This window comes from Bacillus sp. REN16, from assembly GCF_020731355.1.
Taxonomy (GTDB): domain Bacteria; phylum Bacillota; class Bacilli; order Bacillales; family Bacillaceae_L; genus Ferdinandcohnia.
Genome location: NZ_JAJFZK010000009.1, coordinates 17,754 through 36,572 on the forward strand (window position 1 = coordinate 17,754; position 18,819 = coordinate 36,572).

The following is an 18,819-nucleotide window of genomic DNA, read 5'->3' on the forward strand; positions in this document are numbered from 1 at the left end:
ATGACTAGAGTTTTCTTGAAAGTTATGTAGTATGTCCCAGAATCTAAAGAATTGAAATGGGATGAGTTATCCTTATTATGAACGTAGGACCATAGAAATAACCTTTGCTAAGTTGATTTTGTCCCGTTTAACCGTGATAGGTCTTTTTGACTATCTATATAAAAAAGCCGATAACAAATGTTATCAGCCTTCATGCAGATCTGCTAAGTCTTCTTCGGTTATTAGAACTTCACGTGGTTTACTTCCACGTGATTCAGAAATAATCCCCTGTTCCTCCATCATATCAATAAGGCGAGCTGCACGATTATAGCCAATTCTAAAACGTCGTTGAACACTTGAGGTAGACGCTCCTCCATGCCCTAAAACAAACTCACATGCCTCTAAAAATAACTCATCCTCATCATTTGAAATGGAAGATTTCTTTAAAAGCTCTTCTTGTTCAAACATATAGCTTGGTTTCATTTCATCTTTTACAAAATCAACAACAGCTTCGATTTCATCATCCGAAACAAAATTTCCTTGAACACGGAATGGCTTTGAAGAGCCATTTTCAAGGAAAAGCATATCCCCTTTACCAAGCAGCTTCTCTGCTCCACTTGAATCGATGATTGTTCTGGAATCAACCTGTGATGACACTGAAAATGCAATACGAGTAGGAATATTGGCCTTGATTAATCCTGTGATGACATCAACCGATGGTCGTTGAGTTGCTAGAATTAAGTGGATTCCGCACGCTCTTGCTTTCTGTGCAATTCGACAGATTGAATCCTCCACATCACCTGGTGCAACCATCATCAAGTCAGCTAACTCATCAATGATAATGACGAGATATGGAAGCTTACCACTTTTTTCATCATGCTTTTTCACCATTTCATTATATCTGCCAATATCACGAACTCCGGTATGGGCAAATAATTCATATCGTCTTTCCATTTCCTCAACTGCCCACTTAAGAGCAGCCGTTGCAGCCTTCACGTCTGTTATAACAGGACTTACAAGATGCGGGATATGATTATATGGCGCAAGCTCTACCATTTTTGGATCAATCAACAGTAACTTCACTTCATCTGGAGAAGCCTTATAAAGTAAACTAACTAGCATTGCATTAATACATACACTTTTACCTGAGCCAGTAGCACCGGCGATCAATCCATGTGGCATCTTTTGCAAATCCGTTACAATTGGCTTTCCTGAAATATCAAGACCCATTGCCACAGTTAGAGGTGATTTATTCGATATAAATTCTGAACTTTTGATAATTTCCTTTAAAAGTACAGGCTTGCTTTGTTTATTTGGCACTTCGATTCCAATTGTGTTTTTACCGGGAATTGGCGCTTCAATTCGAATATCCTTAGCAGCCAAACTTAATTTTATATCATCTGATAAGTTGGTAATTTTATTTACTTTCACTCCAGGTTCGGGATGCACTTCAAATCTAGTAACTGCAGGCCCCTGGGTTACATTCACAACTTTTGCACGCACTTTAAAATTCCGTAAGGTTTGGTCTAATATATGTCGCTGTTCTATAAGCCACTGACTATCATCAAGCTGCTCATCGGGTGGTGCATTTAAAAATGATAGACCGGGGAACGTATATCCTGGGAGCAGCTTTTCTTCATCGATAAGCAATTCTAATTCCTGCTTCTTTGGTTGTTCCTGTTGTTTAGTTGTTTCCTGGGGTAGCATTTGTTCCTGTTTTTCCTCAGATTTAACCGGTATTGTAGAAGCTGGTTGACTTAATTGTTTCGTATCCTTTTGTGACAATTTCTGTTTATCCTTTTTAAACATTAATACATTAAAAGGAATATTTGATCTTCTCGGCTTCGGCCTTGTCTCTTCTGGTTTTTGTGTCTGTTCAACCTGAGGAGCGAGATTTTTAACGGAGTCTTCATTGATTTCCGCCACCGAATCCACATTTACTTCAACATTATCAATTTCATCAGTCGATTGTTGGAGTGATTCTGCAATCACATTTTCTGGCTGTTTTGTATCCTGTTCTATCAAATTTGGTTCTGGTTCAATCGAAACCACGGGCTCTTCTATCCTAATAACTTGTATAGGCATTTCCTCAGTAGTAGAGTCTAAGGAAAATGGCTCAGTAATAACGGGTTCTTCCTTAGGTGATTCTTCTTCCCAGATTAACTGATTTACGAAGCTAGCAACCTTTTCCTGGCTTTCTTCATCAGAAATTCCCTGAAGTTTCAGTTCAACTTCCTCATTTAGTAGAATTGCAGGGGCAACCTCTTCATGCGCTTCTTTCCATGCCCTAGCAATTGATTCTGTATCCGTGATAGGTGTTGCAGGAAGTTCAAACTCAATAATTTCATGAGGCTTCGGCTTACTTAAACCATATACGGGAGATGGCGTTTCTGTCGGGCGAAAAGGTTGTTTCTCTTGTAACTTAACAACAGGTTTTGGATTTGAACTCTTTTTTGGTTGTGAAGTTCTTGTAGGCTGCGTAATTCTTGTTTCCTGAGTAGATCTCGTTTGCCGAGTACGCCCCGTTTTTATATTTTCCTTTTTTCTGATTTCCTTATCCTGATCTGGAATGACTGGAAATCGGAAATTCCCTTTTGGGTACTCATATGTAACTCTCGCCTCAATATGTTTTTGTTGTCGGATTTGAGTCGTTTTTATTTCAATTGGATCATCCTCGTCCGTCTGTAAAAAATGCAGTAATTTTTTTATCCAATTCACAACTATCACTCTTCCATTTTGATTCTAAACCTTATTGTAACAAAAAAGCCGCTAGATTTCCTAGCGACTTTTGGGTAAAGTATATTTAATTTCGTGGTCGATTTTTCCCAAGGATAAAAATAGGTTCAAGTTTACCATCTTCATAAAGAAATGATAATGCTGTAATCGGTACACGTCCACTTGCAAAAAAGCTCATTGTCATCTGTGCAAGAATGTCATACCCTGTGTCATTCTGAATATCAACTAAAATCAGGACATCCTGATGTGGAACAGCCACTGCCATAGTCCCTTTCATTTGCTGGCTCATTTTTTGTAAAAATGAATCATTCAGAATACGGCTAGCATCATACCCATCATTTTTATTGATAAAATAAAAAGTATTTCCTGCAACCTCGTCCGTTTTATATGTAACATCTAATGAACGAAGATTGAATCTTGCAATTTCACGGATTCGTTCAAACTTCCATTTTTCTTTTTCAAGCAATTTCTGATCAATCAATCGGTACGTTGTTCCTAAATCAAGCGCATAATAAATTCTTGTTTCTGCCGTATGATCATCGTATACTAAATCATTTCCATCATTTGATTGAGTCGGAAACGATGTTGAACGAATAACAGGAAAAATATTCTTTTCTTTTCCTTCAAGTTCAAGTTCACTATTCATTACCATTAAGGATTCTTCAATATAGTAGATGACTTCATCAATACTAGCTGGACCCTCTTCCTGATATTTCGCAACAATTCCCGGAAGTGTCACTGTCATTCCTTTTTTCGTTTCCTTATCCTCAATACGCAGTGTATCCTTTTTGGGATCGAAGGAAAAATGCCAATTATGCTTTGAAAGTTTATCTTGAATAATTTTCTTTATTTTTTTCGAGTCCATTTTCCTGCTATTTTTTGAGTCCATACGATCATTCTCCTCTCTTTTCTTTGTTCTTAAGAGAGCCCATTAATGAATTTTTCAATTTCTTCCTTTGTTTTACGGTCTTTACTTACAAATCGGCCCGATTCTTTTCCATCCTTATATGCCACAAAGCTAGGAATACCAAAAACACTTAGAGTCGAACATAAATCGATAAATTCATCTCGGTCTACATAGTAAAATGTAAAGTCAGGGAATGAGCTTTCAATTTCGGGTAAGAATGGGTCGATAAAACGACAATCTGGACACCAATCGGCCGAAAACATTAGAATGTTCTTTCCGTTTTGGATAATCTCTTGGTATTGATCTATATGTTCAAGTTTCTTCATGTTCATAACCTCCAAATTTCGTATGCACTCATTATCATATATTCTCATTCGAAAAACAAATAAAAGCCCCTAGTATGTAGCAGGGCTTTGGTTTACGTTTAATATTGAACGGATGAAACGATTTTCATCATTTCTGAAGCACTTTCTGACATCTCGGCTAACTTCACTTCTGTTGTCATTTTTATGCCGCCAATTCCAACCGTTACAAGGTAAAGCTTGTCCTCGATTTCAAATGCTTTCACATATCCATACCGCTCGTTGTCAGTATAGGTTTCGTCGACCGCAAACTTTTCTGCTGCTATTGACTTATACTCGACATCACTACTGCGTTCTTCAATTGGATTCACAAATAAAATAAAGGTTTGATTCCCTTTTTGAAGGATTACGTTATTTTCATCCTTCTTCTCTATTTTCATAGTAGATGGAAGATAAAAGGATACTTCTCCATTTTCACTATTTGTTTTTTCTGGTTGGGCCTTAAATGCTGTTTCTACAGATGTAACCGTTTCCTTAGATACATCTTCAACAGACGCACAACCAGTCAAAAGTCCTACTGTTAACAGTAAGGTTAGAAAAAGGATCTTCCCTAGTTTCATTTTCTCTCACCCCTTATTAAGAAGGTTGAATCTACTTCTATTACTCTATTTTCTATAATAAACCTATTAATTTCTAGGTTGCAAGACTTATCTTTTAAAATTAGTAAATATGAAATAAGTACCATTTTATTTCAGGTGTTTTTTCTTGTATGTATATTGACCGACAAGAAGCTTTACAACATGTGTAAACATGTCATTTCGGTTCACATAATGATTGGTGAAGATTCCGATTGCTCCCTCAGCCTTGCCAATGTTTTTTTGTTTTGTGAATTCCTCCATTACGTCCCCAAGCTCAATTCCTTTTTTTAATTCCATAGTAATTTCATCTGGTAACAAAATTCTGGCTCCACCTGCTATGACCGTCTCATTGTCCCTGTCAAGGATTGCACCCCAATTACATAAAAACATCCCATATTCAGTTTCCGCGACCCCACCCTCAAGTCCAATCCCAAGGTCTGCAACAACATGTTCAAGAGCAGATTTAGCACGATTGATTGCACCTCGAATCGTTTCCTCGTCTGAAAAAGGCTGTGCAGATACACCCGAGGATACGGATAAAGGCAAAAAGTTTGCTTCAACACCAGCAAAACCATTTATGATTGCATCTACTTTTGCAGGATTTTTCGTACCAATTGCGATATGTAACATGTAAAACCACCCTCTTATGCAAAATGAATGCTCGGCAAATGCCGAGCACGTTTATTAATCAAATACACCGAGGCGTTTTTACGCCCGTTTTTTTTCGAGCTTGCCTCGTAAAATTTTAATTACCCATTTTGACGAATGGAATCTACTGTTGTCCGGTCAGAGGACTTTACAAGTTTAACAAGTAATTCTTTTGCAGCCGCATAGTCGTCAACATGAATAATGGAAGCATGTGTATGAATATAACGAGAACAAATACCAATAACTGCTGATGGTACCCCTTCATTTGAAAGATGAACTTGACCAGCATCTGTTCCACCTTGAGAAACAAAATATTGATACTTAATGTTATTGGATTCTGCAGTATCTAGAACGAATTCACGCATGCCACGATGCGTAACCATAGAACGGTCAAAAATTCGAAGTAAAGCGCCGTGTCCAAGTTTTCCAAATGCATTTTTATCACCTGACATGTCATTAGCTGGACTTGCATCAAGCGCATAGAAAATATCCGGTTTGATCATAGTCGCGGAAGTTCGCGCTCCTCTTAGACCAACCTCTTCTTGGACTGTTGCTCCGGAATAAAGAGTATTCGGCAGTGCAGTACCTTGTAATTCCTTTAATAGTTCAATTGATAGTCCACAGCCATACCGGTTATCCCATGCTTTGGCTAAAATTTTCTTTTCATTTGCCATTGGTGTAAATGGACAAATCGGCACAACTTGCTGACCAGGTTTGACTCCAATACGGATTGCATCTTCACGGTCATCAGCGCCAATATCAATTAACATGTTCTTAATATCCATTGGTTTATTCCGTTGGCTTTCTTCTAAAAGATGGGGCGGGATGGAACCAATTACCCCGATTACAGGTCCATTATCTGTAATAATTTGTACTCGTTGCGCTAGAAGCACTTGACTCCACCAGCCACCAATTGTTTGAAAACGCAGCATTCCATTGTCAGTGATGGAAGTGATCATGAATCCAACTTCGTCCATGTGGCCAGCGACCATAACAGTTGGACCATTAACGTCACCCTGGCGTACTCCAAAAATACTGCCTAATCCATCTTGTACAACCTCATCTGAGTATTTTTCAAGCTGTGAGCGCATAAACTTTCTTACCTGGTGTTCGTTCCCTGAAGTTCCAGGGAGCTCGGTTAATGTTTTAAAAAGTTCAAGTGTATCCTGTTTCAATGTCATTCTCCTTCCAAGTTAAAAACACGCCGTTTTTTTAATACTATTTATGTACATTATTTAGTATATCGAAATTGTTTTTTTGTTACCATAGCGAATATAGCGATTTTTTAAAAATCAGTTATACTTGTAAATAGGAATTAAGTTCGTTTAGGAGGGATAATATGAGCTGGAATAAGTTTTTACTTGGTTTTGGTGTCGGTTTTGCAAGTGCTCTTCTCTTAAAAGAAGCATTAAGTGACAGTACGATTCCCGGTGATAAGGCCTTAAAATTAGCAAAAGACGCTTTTAAAAAAAATGGACCCATTGATGGTTCCTGGATTCAAATGAATCCTGAAGATTACTCAAAATCAGGAATTCAGTATCAAGTATACAAAGGTGGCATTTCCCGTAAAATAAATCAGGAAAGCCACCAATACGAATTCGTAATGGATGCAAAAACAGGTTCCATATTAGAGGTGAACCCGTTATAAGGAATTCAGCTTATAAGATAATTCTTATAGGCTATTTTTTTATTCACGTACCTTTTTTAAGGAATCAATCATTTCTCCGGCTTGATTCCATTTAATTGCTCGATAATAGGCATCATGATAAAAAACATACCACGCTTCTTTTTCAAGTCCTTCACCCATCCATTTCTGCTTTTGTTCAATGGATGTCATCGGATAATCATCATACGCCATTACCCACAACACATTTTGATGTGCATGTGTTGGCATGATATCGGCCATATGGATGGCCCGTTCATTTTGGCTTTCAACTAATAGGATGGAATGTCCTGCACTATGCCCACCTGTATGTATCATCGTAATTCCTTCGGTAACTTCAAGCTTTTCCTCGAAAGTCTTCACTTGATGTTCGATTGCTTCCCAATTTTCCTTCCAGTATGTGGATTTTGAACGGATATTTGGATTTCTCATTTCTTCCCATTCAACATTAGATGCATAAATGACAGCATTCTCAAATGTAGGAACCAACTGATCATGATCCCATTTCGTAAGACCACAAGCATGATCAAAATGAAGATGAGTCATTAGGACCATGTCAATATCGCGTGTTGTAAGTCCTAGTTCCGCCAGTGATTGATCAATAGAAGATTCCTCTTGAACCCCAAAATTTCGTTTTAGTTTATCCGTTAGTTTCCCATTGCCAATCCCAGATTCAATTAGAATATTTTTTGTGCCTGCTTTGACAAGGATTGGATCTGTTCGAAGCTCGATTTGATTTTTTTCATTATGCGGATATTTTCTTGACCATAATGGTTTTGGGACAACGCCAAACATAGCTCCTCCATCTAAATTTGTAACTCCCCCATTAAGCCAAGTAAGGGTAATATCACCAATTGTAAGCTGCTCCATTCTTTTCCCACCCCTCACTCAATATGGATTCATTTTATCATTATTAAGAATATTTATAAAACAAAAAAACCATAAACCCAATGGCTTATGGAAAAATACAGCTTTACTTATTCTGATAGCGAACTTCAGAGCGATAAATGGGATGACCCATTTCAGAAAACTTTTCTTCATACTCCGTCATGATATTTCCTTCGAAATCAGATTTATGCAAGTCAAGACTTACAAATGTTAACAGGAGACCATATTCAGAAAAACTTCTTAGGGAATATTCAAATAACCCGCGATTATCAGTTTTAAAATGGATTTCTCCCCCATCAACCAGAATGTCTTCATACATTTTAAGAAACGTTTTGTAGGTTAATCGGCGTTTATCATGTCTTGTTTTTGGCCAAGGATCGCTAAAATTCAGATATACCCTGTCTATTTCACCTTTTTCAAAAAAGTCCCTAAGGTTAACGGCATTTTGATTTAATAATTTGATATTGGGAATTTCTGCCTCAATCACAAGGTCTAAAGCTGAGACGATTACACTCTCATATACTTCGATCCCTATATAATTAATTTCAGGATGAGCTTTTGCCATTTCCGTTACAAATCTGCCTTTTCCGGTACCTACTTCTATATGAATCGGATTATTGTTTCCAAAAATTTGATTCCAGTTTCCTTTTTGTTCAACTGGATTTTCAATTACGTATTGTGGGTATGACGCTAATTTTTCCTTTGCCCACGGTTTATTGCGTAAACGCATGATTGCCACCTCATTTACATTGTATCGCACAAAAGAATAACATGTCCTTACCATTCGTGCAAGGCTCTATTTGATTTATATTCCATAAAAGAAACCCACCAATTGGTGAGTTTCCAGTTTTACGCCGTATAAAAAGAAGTGTTTCATGGAAATGTAGTATATAGACAACATCAAAAAGGAAGTGTTTTAAAATGCCTCTAGATCATACACACCAAATGGATATTTTAAAGGATATATTGTCCAATCATCAGATGGATTGCTGTGGTACCGTTTCTGAATGTGAGCAATTAGGCAGATTAATTCAATCTCTAATTGCAAATCCAAATATTGACCAAAGTGTAAAACAGGTATTAACCGACGTCTATTCTTATAGTCAACAAGGTCAATATACCCAGCATCTTGATAACCATATTGAATCCCACCAAAATCAAATCAGTCAGTGGATATCTGATATTGATCAATACTCATAATAACTTCTCTAAATATTGAAGCCAATGAAGAACTTCTTTATCCTTCTTTTTTAACTGGTACAAAGCTAAGAGATTCAAGGATTGTGCAACCACATACCATTTCATACGGAGAAGTAAATGATCCGTTAATTCCATTCCGTAAAGACTGATCCATTTTGGCCAGTCTTCTTTTTTTATGTACCAATGCAGGAGCATCCCGATATCAACAGCCGGATCTGCAATCATTGCTCCATCCCAATCAATTAAGTAGAGCTCGTCATCATCGTCTGATAATAACCAATTATTATGATTGACATCTGAATGGCAAACAACGGTATGGTCTGTTTTAATATAATCCTGTTCTTGCTCTAAGAACTTGATTGCTCTGTTTACAATATTGATTTTTAATAGATCAGGATGTAATTTCTGGACAACATCTTGCAAAACATCCCTAGCTTCTATGGGCTTCTTTCCTAAACGTCTTAGCATTTCTAAAAGTTCATTTGACTGGTGAATTTTTTTTAGCAAACCTGCTACATTTTCACCATTCATGTCCGCTGGTTTGAGTTCTCTGCCACTTAACCATTGTTGTGCAGTCACAACATCGCCATTTTCCAGGCGTTTTGTCCAAATTAACTTCGGTACAATACCCTCTGCCGAAAGAACAGCCAGAAAAGGGGATGAATTTCTCTTTAGAAATATCTTTTTATCATTTAATTGGGCAAAATACGCGTCTCCCGTTGCACCACCCGCCGGGGAGAATTCCCACTCGTTGCCTAATACGTATGTAAGCCAGTTTATCTCCAATTTCAACACAACATTTCCTATATTATAGACAATAAAAAAGACAGCTATTGATGATCTATATAACAATAGCTATCTTACTAAATTTTAGCGTTCATTTACAATTAAAGTCAAGAAAAAGTAGCAATTAGGGTTTAAAAAATAGGTAAAATAACTCTAGAAAGTATTACCAACTGGACTATTTTACCAAAAGGAGGAGTTTTCGATGTTGGACCTCCACCTGTACAGGGTTTTGGCCAATTAATTCACCATCAACATGCACTAACATTTTCTGATCCGACTCAACCTTAATGCTTGCCCCTTTATGCTGGGCAATTTCCTTAAACTTTGTATGAGCTCCTAAAAACACCGTTACAAATATGAATAAAAGTTTGATCCTTGAAAGATTATAAACGACGGTTATATCAAAGAAACCGTCCGTTGTGTTAGCTTTTGGGGCTATTTTCATCCCCCCGCCATAATAAGGTTGATTCGATATTGTAACAAACCAAACATTCTCATATTGAAAGTCTTTTCCATCTATGTGTAACGATACATTTGTAAGGCGATAGGTAAATAGAAGGCGGACTAGAGCACCCACATAGGCTAAGGAACCCAAATGAATTTTATTTAAATACTTCTTCATTTTCGATTCATTTGTTAGCTTCGAAACTGCTGCATCAAAGCCAGTGCCTAAGCTGCTCACAAAATATGAGCTACTCGATTTACCTCCAACTTTGCATTTTCCCATATCAAACAATTTTCCCTTACTTGCCCTGTTTCGAAGGATAAAGGAAAGTGCGTCTATTGGCGACTTTGCAACTTTAAATCCTCTTGAAAAATCATTTCCAGAACCGGCAGGGATATAGGCGACTTTTACGTTTGGATAATGTACCATGCCGCTCACAACCTCATTGATCGTTCCATCCCCACCAACCGCGACAACGGCATCAATTTTCTCATCAAACATAGAACCTATTTGACGCGCCAATTCCTGCGCATGATTTGGGTATTTTGTGAAGAATGAGCGATAATAGATTTTTTTCTTTTCAAGCTCTTCCTTAAGCTTGTTCCAAACCTTTAACCCATTTCCATTCCCTGCCTTTTGATTAACAATAAAAATTAATAGTTTCATAGTTTATCCTCTAGACAATTCGACATTCATGCTTTAATAGTATTTTATTTTATAGAAGTTAGCAATAACTAAAAAAGGGCACAACTTGCACCCTAATCCATTCTGCGAACACAGATTGTCTGACAGTATTGCAGTAACGCATTGCCTGCCTTTAATTGCATATGTTTTAATGGAGAACTCATATTTCTTAAAGAAGAAAACCACTCTTCATAATTTCTCTTTTCAACTAATTCTACATCATAAGGAACGAGTGGAAAGTCAAAGTAACCAGTTCGATTCAAAATCACCTTTCGGATAGGCAGGTCGATCCCATATAAAGAATAAATCGTTCGGATAATTCCATCCATTCGATCAAGTTCAATCAACGGTGATAACACTTTTTTATCATGACTCCCGCTTTTTTCAGTCCAAAACCGTTCATTTGAGCCTAAAAACACACTGTTTTCTTTGCCCTCCAAGATCGTAATAAGCCAGGTTGCTGTCGGGCTAATGATTATGATTTCCGCCTCAATAGGTGCATTTTTCAATTTAAAGATTGGTCTATATAGGACAAGGTAGGTATCTGGAAATCGTTGAAGAAAATATTTTAAATTCGGATCACGATAAAACACCTTGTCTACATACGATTTTTCGCGAACCGTTGAACTTGCCCACTTCATCTGAAATTCAAATATATAGTCAAGAAATTGCTGCTTGCTTTCATCTCTAGTGTCTGGTCTTTTTTCTATTGTCTTATCCCATTGTCGTTTTTTTTGGCGGATAAACTGTCCGGGATACCGAAACATATCAACCTCATATCGAGAAACATAATCCTGCAGTTTTATTAATTGTCCCAACTCTATAACACCCCATTATAAAAAAAGAGAAACCAACACCGGCAACATGATCGACGTATAAACGGCGCTTAAGATCATTGCGATTGAGCTTATTGCCCCTTCATGTGTTCCTATTTCCAGCGCTCTAGAAGTACCAATTCCATGTGACGCAGTCCCAAAGCCTAAACCAACTCCTACAAAATGATCGACCTTCACCATTTTTAAAAGCAATGGACCAAACATGGCACCTGATATTCCAGCTATCATCACATACACAGCTGCAAGCGCTGGAACTCCACCTGTGACACTTGCGATATCCATTGCAACCGGTGTCGTCACAGATTTTGGGGCAATTGAAAGGATAATTTTAGGATCGATTGCTAATACCTTTGAAAAATAAAACCCCGTCGCAATCCCGATCGTTGAACCTGCAAAGACACCTATGATAATTGGCATGAAAAACTCTTGTAACGATTTGCGATTTTGATATAAAGGATAGGCTAATGCGACAACAGCAGGACCAAGTAGCTCATCAATCCATTTGCCGCCAAACATATATGTTTCATATGGTATCGAGAAAATGAGTAAGAAGACTAGTATGACAAATGTTGTTGTCGCAATCGGCACTAGTAACGGGTGAGTAATTCGTTTATACAACCTTGTCATCATAAGGAAAATAACAATCGTACAAACGATGGAAGCTATTGTAAAAACAATATTCATGCTCCGTATTCCTCCCCCATATTCTTGCTTTGCTTTTTCCTGGTCGCCATTTTTTCACCAACTATACCTGAAATAAACATGACAAGAAATGTACTCACTAACACAATGGCTACCGTAATAATGCCCCCCCCATTAAAATAGGGCAGGTAGTCTATAATCCCAACAGTTGCCGGCACAAAGAGAAGTGCTAAATAGGTGAGTAAAAATTGTGCCCCCTCCCCTAACCATTTTTCTTTGATCATTTTTGTTTGTAATAATAAAAACAATAAAATCATTCCGATAATACTTCCCGGTATGGATGTGTGTAAAAGCCCCTTTATCAAGGTTCCCACCCAATAGATTAGATATAAGATTGCGATTTGAATACAAATCTTAACAGATCTCATTGACTATTCCCCTTCTTAACTCAGTGAAAAAATAGAAAGCGGCTGATACTTTGGTGTTCGGTTCAGGTGGGTTTGATATAACACAAAGTGCTCAGCTTTAAAAACAGATTTATCTTCATTAGGCTGTACGATATCCGTTAATTGTGACGGCAAAAATGGGCGATCCGATTTCCATTTCCTCGCCATTGTGATATGCGGAGAAAACGGCCGCTTATCAAGTGAAAAGCCAAAGTCTGTGCACGCTTCATAAACATCGTTTCTTAGCGCATGTAAAGATTCGCTAACCTCTACTCCCGCCCATAAAATACGTGGAGAATCTGATTTTCCAAACGTTCCTAGTCCATTTAATTGCAGCGTAAATTTTTCGTGCTGCTTGGCAATGTCAGGCATTTGCCTTTTGATTGCAGTTATCTGATTAAAAGATGCCTGCCCTCCTAAAAAAGCAAGCGTTATATGCAAATCCTCTGGATGAATCCAAGACTTAAACGGCAGCCTTGGTTCCAGCAATTCTCTCCATTTTGATAACAGCTCTTTTGTTTCGGCAGGAAGTGCCAGCGCCAGAAAATAATGGGTTTGATGCTCCATGTGAAAGCCCCTTTTAACTTTATTAGTAGTAGTTCTCAAATACACCATGGCGAGTTTGATTGACATTTGTTATTCAATTATTTTAGCAAACTTTATTGGAAAGGGAAACTTAGGCTGGAACTAGCGTTAGCAAAATCCAGCAGAAAAGCCCGCCATCCTTGGCAGGCCACTAACTTCCTATTTTATTTTGCTAATTCATATATGGCTTGAGCGTAGATGGCGGTTGCTTTCACTAGGTCATCCACTAATATAAATTCGTCCTTTTGGTGGGCAACATCAGGTCGGCCTGGGAACAATGGTCCAAAGGCAACACCTGCTTCTAATGATCTTGCATAAGTACCTCCACCAATTGACACTAAAGTCGCTTCTTCGCCTGTCTGTTCTTCATATACTTTTTGCAGTGTTTGAATCAGTGGATGATGCTTATCCACATGATGTGGTGCCGAATTGCTGTAATTCACAAGTTCGAAACCAGTTCCCTCACATATATCTTCAATTTTCTTTTTTGTACCATCCATTTCATTTGTTACTGGGTAACGCAGGTTTAACCCAAGTCGCCCACCTTCTTCTATGGTATAAGAAAGCTTTCCAACATTGATGGTTAAATCTCCAGTAATATCATCGCTGTAAGCCACACCAAGATTTTTCCCCCTTGAATCACCTACAAAATATTCATTTACAAAACTTAAATAATGCTTTGCTTTTTCATCTAATGAATAACCTAGTAAAAAGGTTGCCAAATACAGGCCTGCATTTTTCCCATGATCTGGCTCCATTCCATGTGCGGATACCCCTTCTAGTTGAAAAATTACAGTATCCTCATCACAAATGCCGCGACCCATTAATGAGTTTTTGTCTATAAACTCCTGAAAATCATTGACCATTGCTAGAAGATTACCATTCCCTTCAAGCTTAGCCTCGGCAAAATCCGGAACCATGTTATAGCGTCTGCCAGAAGTAAATGACTCTAAGCGAAGCACGCCATCTGAAGTGGCTTGAGATTTTTGAACAAGATCAAAATCCGCAATTCCTTTTTCAGCATAAATGATTGGAAAATCTGCATCTGGCGCAAAGCCCATTGTTGGCATTTCTTCATGTTTGAAATAATGGTCAACACAACGCCAATCACTTTCTTCATCCGTTCCAATTATCATTCGAACACGCTTGGAAAGAGGAAGATTTAATTCCTTAATGATTTTCATCGCGTAATATGCAGCCATTGTTGGTCCTTTATCGTCTAATGAACCCCTTGCAATGAGTTTCCCGTCATGAATTTCTGCACCATATGGATCACTGGACCAGCCATCTCCTTCTGGTACAACATCGATGTGACATAATATCCCGATTAATTCCTCGCCGGAGCCCATTTCGAGATGCCCCGCATACCCATCAAGGTTTTTAGAGGTAAAACCATCCTCACTTCCTTTGTCCAATAAATAGTGAAGTGCCTCATCAATTCCTGCTCCAAAAGGTGCAGTCGGAGTACCGTTTTCTTCATCAAGGACACTTTTTATTTTCAAGAAATCCTGAGTATCTTTTATTAATTGATCTTTACGTTTTTCTATTTCTTCTATCCAGTTGATCTGTTCCATCTGAATTCTCCTTACAAAATAATCACTAAATCAAATACGCCTTGGCGTATTTGCGCCCGATTTTTTTCGAGCTTGACTCGAAAAACTACCTTTGAAAAATCGTGGCATCCGCCGGAGGCTTTAATTTTATTCAGCCAAGGGTGACCTTCACTTTTAATACATTCAACAAACCACCATAAAAGTAACGGACTTCAGCTGAATAAAATTAGTACTAGTCCCACTATTGATATTACAGGAAACGAAATGAAATTCACAATATAGTGTTCCGCCTGAATCCGAATAATATCATCTTTTCTTACGTTCACGATAAAATGGTTTGACAACATCCGATTACAAACATTCTTTACCCACATTCTAAGTATGATTATAAAGCCAAAAAAGATTAGACATTTGATCCAAATCGGGGGAATGACCAGCAATGCTACCGTTGTAATACTTGTGATTTGAAAACATTGAAACAAATACGTTCTGTTGCGGAAAAATACTTTCATACATAATTCTTGCAAACTCTTCTTACGATTGCGTTTTTTATAGATTCGTTTAGAGTTTCGATAAAAGAGAGGACTTCTTTTCTTTTGGCTCGGTACTTTTTCCACGTATTCGGAAAAGGCAAAAATACTTTTTACATATACAAGCTTTGCCTGTTTCTCTATCTCCACATCGGTTGAAAATGTTGTAAGCCTATTTATTCTTTTAGAAGAGTTCAATAAAAATAAAAGCCATTGTAAGATACTGATGATCAATAGAAATAGGACAGAGGTATCAAGAGCCCAAATGACTAATGTTATGGAGAAAGCCCAAAATCCAATAAAAAGCAGAATTGTGTAAAACCCCTTTTTCCACGTTGAAACAATGCCATCTAAGTACTGTTTCCAGCCAAGAATAAGTGCCTTTAAGCTGATAAAATAAATCGATAATCCAAGAATTTCACTCAAGGTCAAATTGTATTGATTTAAGAAAAAGGGTATCAAAATGGCTATTAGAAATAGGATTCCAGCACTATATCCAGTCACATAAAGATTTCTAGTCCATTTCTTTAAAGCTACAATAAAAGAACGTTTTTGCAATAAAAATAATTGGTCCGCTTCCTCTAAAAACGTCCGAATCCTGCCTTGCCAGCAAAACAAATATAGTAAACCAAATATAAATGAAAGTGGAAAGCCATTAAACCAACCCGGAATGTCGGACCACCATGTATAGTAATGGTAACCGCCAATCACAATGACAGGAATAAATAAATATAGAAAAATCGTCCAGTCTACTACACTTCTAAATACTCCCCACTGATAGGCTACTTCCTTACGAAAACGAGTTTTAAAAAGACTTTTATTCATGTAAAGACACACCCTGAACAATTTGATTAAAACAATGGAGGAGTGAGCCTTCATGGAGATTTGCCTTCACTTGGATGTCCTGAAGATTTCCCTGAGCTTTAAGCTTACCTCCTGCTACCAGCAGGAAACGATCACATACTTTTTCTGCTGTATCAAGCACATGTGTACTCATTAAGATTCCCGCACCACGCTGTTTTTCCAACTCAATAAGCGTTAAAAAATCCTGCATGGCCATCGGGTCTAAACCAACAAATGGTTCATCAATAATATATATATCCGGTTTTATGAGAAAAGCCGTAATAAGCATAACCTTCTGCTGCATCCCTTTAGAAAACGTACTTGGAAGCTTATGAATCACTTTTTCCATATGGAAAAGGTTAACTAATTTCATCGCCCTTTCATTAAAGTGAGCATCATCAATCTCCATTACCCCAGCTGCCAAATCGAGGTGCTCCCATAAAGTCAATTCATCGTAAAATATCGGTCTCTCCGGAATATACGCATATGTATGGTTATTGATAAAATCAATTTTTCCATTGGTGTTTTCTAATAATCCAAGAATTGTTTTGATCGTTGTACTTTTCCCAGCACCATTTGGTCCAATAAGTCCAACGATTTCCCCTTGGTTAATTGAAAACGAAAGGTCTTCTATAATTTTATTATTTTCTTCATAGCCTGAATTCTGTATTAAGACTTCCAATAATGTCTGCTGCATAAATAATCCCTCCACCACTACATACGAATATTCCAGAAAAAGGTTTCCGTATTTTGGGCAAGCTTTATGAAAATGTAATAAAAATGTAAAAAACAGAATAGTAGAAATAATTTATGATTATAATAGAAGTATAATGTTGATTTTTGAAATTTTATGTAGAAATAGTCATACTATTCAGATACAACTATATATATATATAGCAAACGCACCTAGACAAAATAATGAGGTGATATGGACATATATATACGATTATTTGCTTGAAATATGAAAACCCGTTACAAATAGTTATTTTTGGATATCAATTAAAAGGTACGACTGAGGCATGTTGATCATGTACAAAAATGATAAGGAGTGGTTTTTTGAAGCCTTCAACAAACCGTATGTTAACTCGTATCAAATCAGTCTACATGTTTATTAACGAAAAAGGGACTGTAACGACACAGGAGCTTGTGGATGAATTTGGAATTACATCAAGAACCATTCAACGTGATTTGAATGTGTTAGCATATAATGATTTGGTTCGCAGCCCGAGCCGAGGAAAATGGACCATTACAAAGAAGAAAGTCAAAATATCGTAGCAACATACATTTGGGGCTTATTTAGAAGGCAACAGATAACTTTACAATAGAAGGCCTATTCATACAGATACATATGGAGAAATTAGATTTCGATAAAAAAGGGGCTGTTACACCAAGACAGCCCTTGTTAATTTTTTGTATGATTTTTTAATAGCATTATTTCTTCATTGGTGAGCTCGCGATATTCACCAAGCTCGAGTGTTTCATCTAGTGGCAATGGTCCCATTTTCATTCTTTTCAAATAGATAACTCGCTTACCGACTGCTTCAAACATTCGTTTTACTTGATGGAATTTTCCCTCTTCGATTATGACTTCAATTTCAGAACGTAAGCCACTGCTTATAATTGTAAGCTCAGCTGGCATCGTTTCATAACCATCATCAAGAGTTACCCCGTTTCGAAATGCTTCTACATCCGTGGCAGTTACCTCGCCTTCAATAATGGCTAAATACGTTTTTGGAACATGTTTTTTGGGAGAAAGCAATTGATGTGCAAGTTGCCCATCATTCGTTAAAAGCAGCAACCCTTCCGTATCCTTGTCCAAGCGCCCCACAGGAAAAGGCTTGTAGACCGTATCTTCCATTTCCAGCAGATCCAAGACTGTATCATGAAGATTATCCTCCGTTGCGGAAATGACCCCTTGAGGTTTATTCAACATTAAGTAGATGAATTCCTTATAATCAATCACTTCACCATGAACGGTGACCGTATCTGATTCGACTTTTACATGCTTACTCGAATCCTTAACCGGAACCCCATTGATTTGAACGGCTCCTGATTTTAATAAGCTTTTAACCTCTTTACGACTTCCGAAGCCCCGATTAGCAAGTAATTTATCAATTCGCATTGCAATTCCTCCTTTACCTATGCCAACACCCATCTTTATAAGAATAGGCGTTTTATTCATTGCACAAACGCCCTTATTACATAGACTGTTACTGTAATTTAAAAAGATAAGGAGCGATACCACTATGTATTATTATGATTATCGTCAACAACCACAGGGCTTTTTCCCTGGATTTCCTGGGTTTCCAGGAGGTGGCGGCGGAAACGTAGACCGTCGTATTGAGCGCCTCGAGCGCCAAATGCAAAGACTAGAAAATCAGATTGATCGTTTAGACCGCCGTGTAGACCGCATTGAGCGCCGTTTAGGATTTGGCACTTTCCAAGGCTAACACATTAATTACCTTCTAACTCCCGGGAATGAATAACCGAACCTCTCACATTAGAAAA

At 37.7% G+C, this 18,819-nt stretch carries 22 protein-coding genes; 4 read left to right on the top strand and 18 right to left on the bottom strand.

The window, feature by feature from the left end:
- Positions 1-183: 183 nt before the first annotated feature.
- From LKW28_RS13645 to LKW28_RS13670, 6 genes are all read right to left on the bottom strand, one after another.
- Positions 184-2,697: a DNA translocase FtsK gene (locus LKW28_RS13645; protein ID WP_229140929.1), complete on the bottom strand. Its 2,514-nt coding sequence runs from the start codon at positions 2,695-2,697 to the stop codon at positions 184-186.
- An 85-nt stretch (positions 2,698-2,782) separates the two neighbouring features.
- A complete protein-coding gene (locus LKW28_RS13650) occupies positions 2,783-3,580 on the bottom strand; it encodes a DUF1444 domain-containing protein (protein WP_229141110.1) in 798 nt (265 codons plus the stop codon).
- Between the two features lie 53 nt (positions 3,581-3,633).
- Positions 3,634-3,948, bottom strand: coding sequence for a thioredoxin family protein (locus tag LKW28_RS13655; RefSeq protein WP_229140930.1), 315 nt, complete (start codon positions 3,946-3,948; stop codon positions 3,634-3,636).
- Positions 3,949-4,046: 98 nt separating this feature from the next.
- Complete coding sequence (locus LKW28_RS13660) at positions 4,047-4,544, bottom strand: hypothetical protein (RefSeq protein ID WP_229140931.1); 498 nt, start codon at positions 4,542-4,544, stop codon at positions 4,047-4,049.
- Positions 4,545-4,670: 126 nt separating this feature from the next.
- The gene (locus LKW28_RS13665) at positions 4,671-5,192 is read right to left on the bottom strand and encodes a DUF84 family protein (RefSeq protein ID WP_229140932.1); all 522 of its coding nucleotides are present in this window, start codon (positions 5,190-5,192) and stop codon (positions 4,671-4,673) included.
- 119 nt (positions 5,193-5,311) lie between these two features.
- Positions 5,312-6,391, bottom strand: coding sequence for a M42 family metallopeptidase (locus tag LKW28_RS13670; protein WP_420708876.1), 1,080 nt, complete (start codon positions 6,389-6,391; stop codon positions 5,312-5,314).
- A gap of 158 nt (positions 6,392-6,549) precedes the next feature.
- Between LKW28_RS13670 and LKW28_RS13675 the strand changes: the two genes are divergently transcribed.
- Complete coding sequence (locus tag LKW28_RS13675) at positions 6,550-6,858, top strand: PepSY domain-containing protein (RefSeq protein WP_229140934.1); 309 nt, start codon at positions 6,550-6,552, stop codon at positions 6,856-6,858.
- A 39-nt stretch (positions 6,859-6,897) separates the two neighbouring features.
- Here the strand turns inward: LKW28_RS13675 and LKW28_RS13680 are convergent, their stop codons facing one another.
- Positions 6,898-7,743 carry a YtnP family quorum-quenching lactonase gene (locus LKW28_RS13680; RefSeq protein WP_229140935.1) on the bottom strand — a complete coding sequence of 282 codons (846 nt, stop codon included), beginning with the start codon at positions 7,741-7,743 and terminating at the stop codon, positions 6,898-6,900.
- 103 nt (positions 7,744-7,846) lie between these two features.
- On the bottom strand, positions 7,847-8,491 hold the full coding sequence (gene trmB / locus LKW28_RS13685) for a tRNA (guanosine(46)-N7)-methyltransferase TrmB (protein ID WP_229140936.1): 645 nt from the start codon (positions 8,489-8,491) through the stop codon (positions 7,847-7,849).
- A 191-nt stretch (positions 8,492-8,682) separates the two neighbouring features.
- Between trmB and LKW28_RS13690 the strand changes: the two genes are divergently transcribed.
- Positions 8,683-8,961 (top strand): YtzH-like family protein, encoded by a 279-nt coding sequence (locus LKW28_RS13690; RefSeq protein WP_229140937.1) that lies wholly within the window; start codon positions 8,683-8,685, stop codon positions 8,959-8,961.
- Here LKW28_RS13690 and LKW28_RS13695 read toward each other — a convergent pair.
- From LKW28_RS13695 to LKW28_RS13735, 9 genes are all read right to left on the bottom strand, one after another.
- The gene (locus LKW28_RS13695) at positions 8,956-9,747 is read right to left on the bottom strand and encodes a phosphotransferase family protein (protein WP_229141111.1); all 792 of its coding nucleotides are present in this window, start codon (positions 9,745-9,747) and stop codon (positions 8,956-8,958) included. The genes LKW28_RS13690 and LKW28_RS13695 overlap by 6 nt on opposite strands.
- A gap of 175 nt (positions 9,748-9,922) precedes the next feature.
- Positions 9,923-10,858: a diacylglycerol/lipid kinase family protein gene (locus LKW28_RS13700; protein ID WP_229140938.1), complete on the bottom strand. Its 936-nt coding sequence runs from the start codon at positions 10,856-10,858 to the stop codon at positions 9,923-9,925.
- A gap of 92 nt (positions 10,859-10,950) precedes the next feature.
- Positions 10,951-11,694 (bottom strand): NERD domain-containing protein, encoded by a 744-nt coding sequence (locus LKW28_RS13705; protein WP_229140939.1) that lies wholly within the window; start codon positions 11,692-11,694, stop codon positions 10,951-10,953.
- A 15-nt stretch (positions 11,695-11,709) separates the two neighbouring features.
- Positions 11,710-12,396: an LrgB family protein gene (locus LKW28_RS13710; RefSeq protein ID WP_229140940.1), complete on the bottom strand. Its 687-nt coding sequence runs from the start codon at positions 12,394-12,396 to the stop codon at positions 11,710-11,712.
- Positions 12,393-12,782, bottom strand: a complete 390-nt coding sequence (locus LKW28_RS13715; protein ID WP_229140941.1) for a CidA/LrgA family protein — start codon at positions 12,780-12,782, stop codon at positions 12,393-12,395. Before LKW28_RS13715 ends, LKW28_RS13710 begins: the two co-directional genes overlap by 4 nt.
- A 15-nt stretch (positions 12,783-12,797) precedes the next feature.
- Positions 12,798-13,367, bottom strand: coding sequence for an RNA 2',3'-cyclic phosphodiesterase (gene thpR / locus LKW28_RS13720; protein WP_229140942.1), 570 nt, complete (start codon positions 13,365-13,367; stop codon positions 12,798-12,800).
- Positions 13,368-13,549: 182 nt separating this feature from the next.
- Positions 13,550-14,959 carry a dipeptidase PepV gene (gene pepV, locus LKW28_RS13725; protein WP_229140943.1) on the bottom strand — a complete coding sequence of 470 codons (1,410 nt, stop codon included), beginning with the start codon at positions 14,957-14,959 and terminating at the stop codon, positions 13,550-13,552.
- Between the two features lie 191 nt (positions 14,960-15,150).
- The gene (locus LKW28_RS13730; RefSeq protein ID WP_229140944.1) at positions 15,151-16,293 is read right to left on the bottom strand and encodes an ABC transporter permease; all 1,143 of its coding nucleotides are present in this window, start codon (positions 16,291-16,293) and stop codon (positions 15,151-15,153) included.
- Positions 16,286-17,008, bottom strand: coding sequence for an ABC transporter ATP-binding protein (locus LKW28_RS13735; RefSeq protein WP_229140945.1), 723 nt, complete (start codon positions 17,006-17,008; stop codon positions 16,286-16,288). The genes LKW28_RS13730 and LKW28_RS13735 overlap by 8 nt, the downstream gene beginning before the upstream one ends.
- Before the next feature lie 359 nt (positions 17,009-17,367).
- On the opposite strand from LKW28_RS13735, the gene LKW28_RS13740 reads away from it, so the two are divergent.
- A complete protein-coding gene (locus LKW28_RS13740; RefSeq protein WP_010678476.1) occupies positions 17,368-17,586 on the top strand; it encodes a DeoR family transcriptional regulator in 219 nt (72 codons plus the stop codon).
- A 127-nt stretch (positions 17,587-17,713) separates the two neighbouring features.
- Here LKW28_RS13740 and LKW28_RS13745 read toward each other — a convergent pair whose 3' ends face one another.
- Entirely contained in the window at positions 17,714-18,433 is a 720-nt protein-coding gene (locus LKW28_RS13745) for a pseudouridine synthase (protein WP_229140946.1), read from the bottom strand.
- A gap of 124 nt (positions 18,434-18,557) precedes the next feature.
- Between LKW28_RS13745 and LKW28_RS13750 the strand changes: the two genes are divergently transcribed.
- The gene (locus LKW28_RS13750; RefSeq protein WP_229140947.1) at positions 18,558-18,761 is read left to right on the top strand and encodes a hypothetical protein; all 204 of its coding nucleotides are present in this window, start codon (positions 18,558-18,560) and stop codon (positions 18,759-18,761) included.
- The last annotated feature ends 58 nt before the right edge of the window (positions 18,762-18,819 follow it).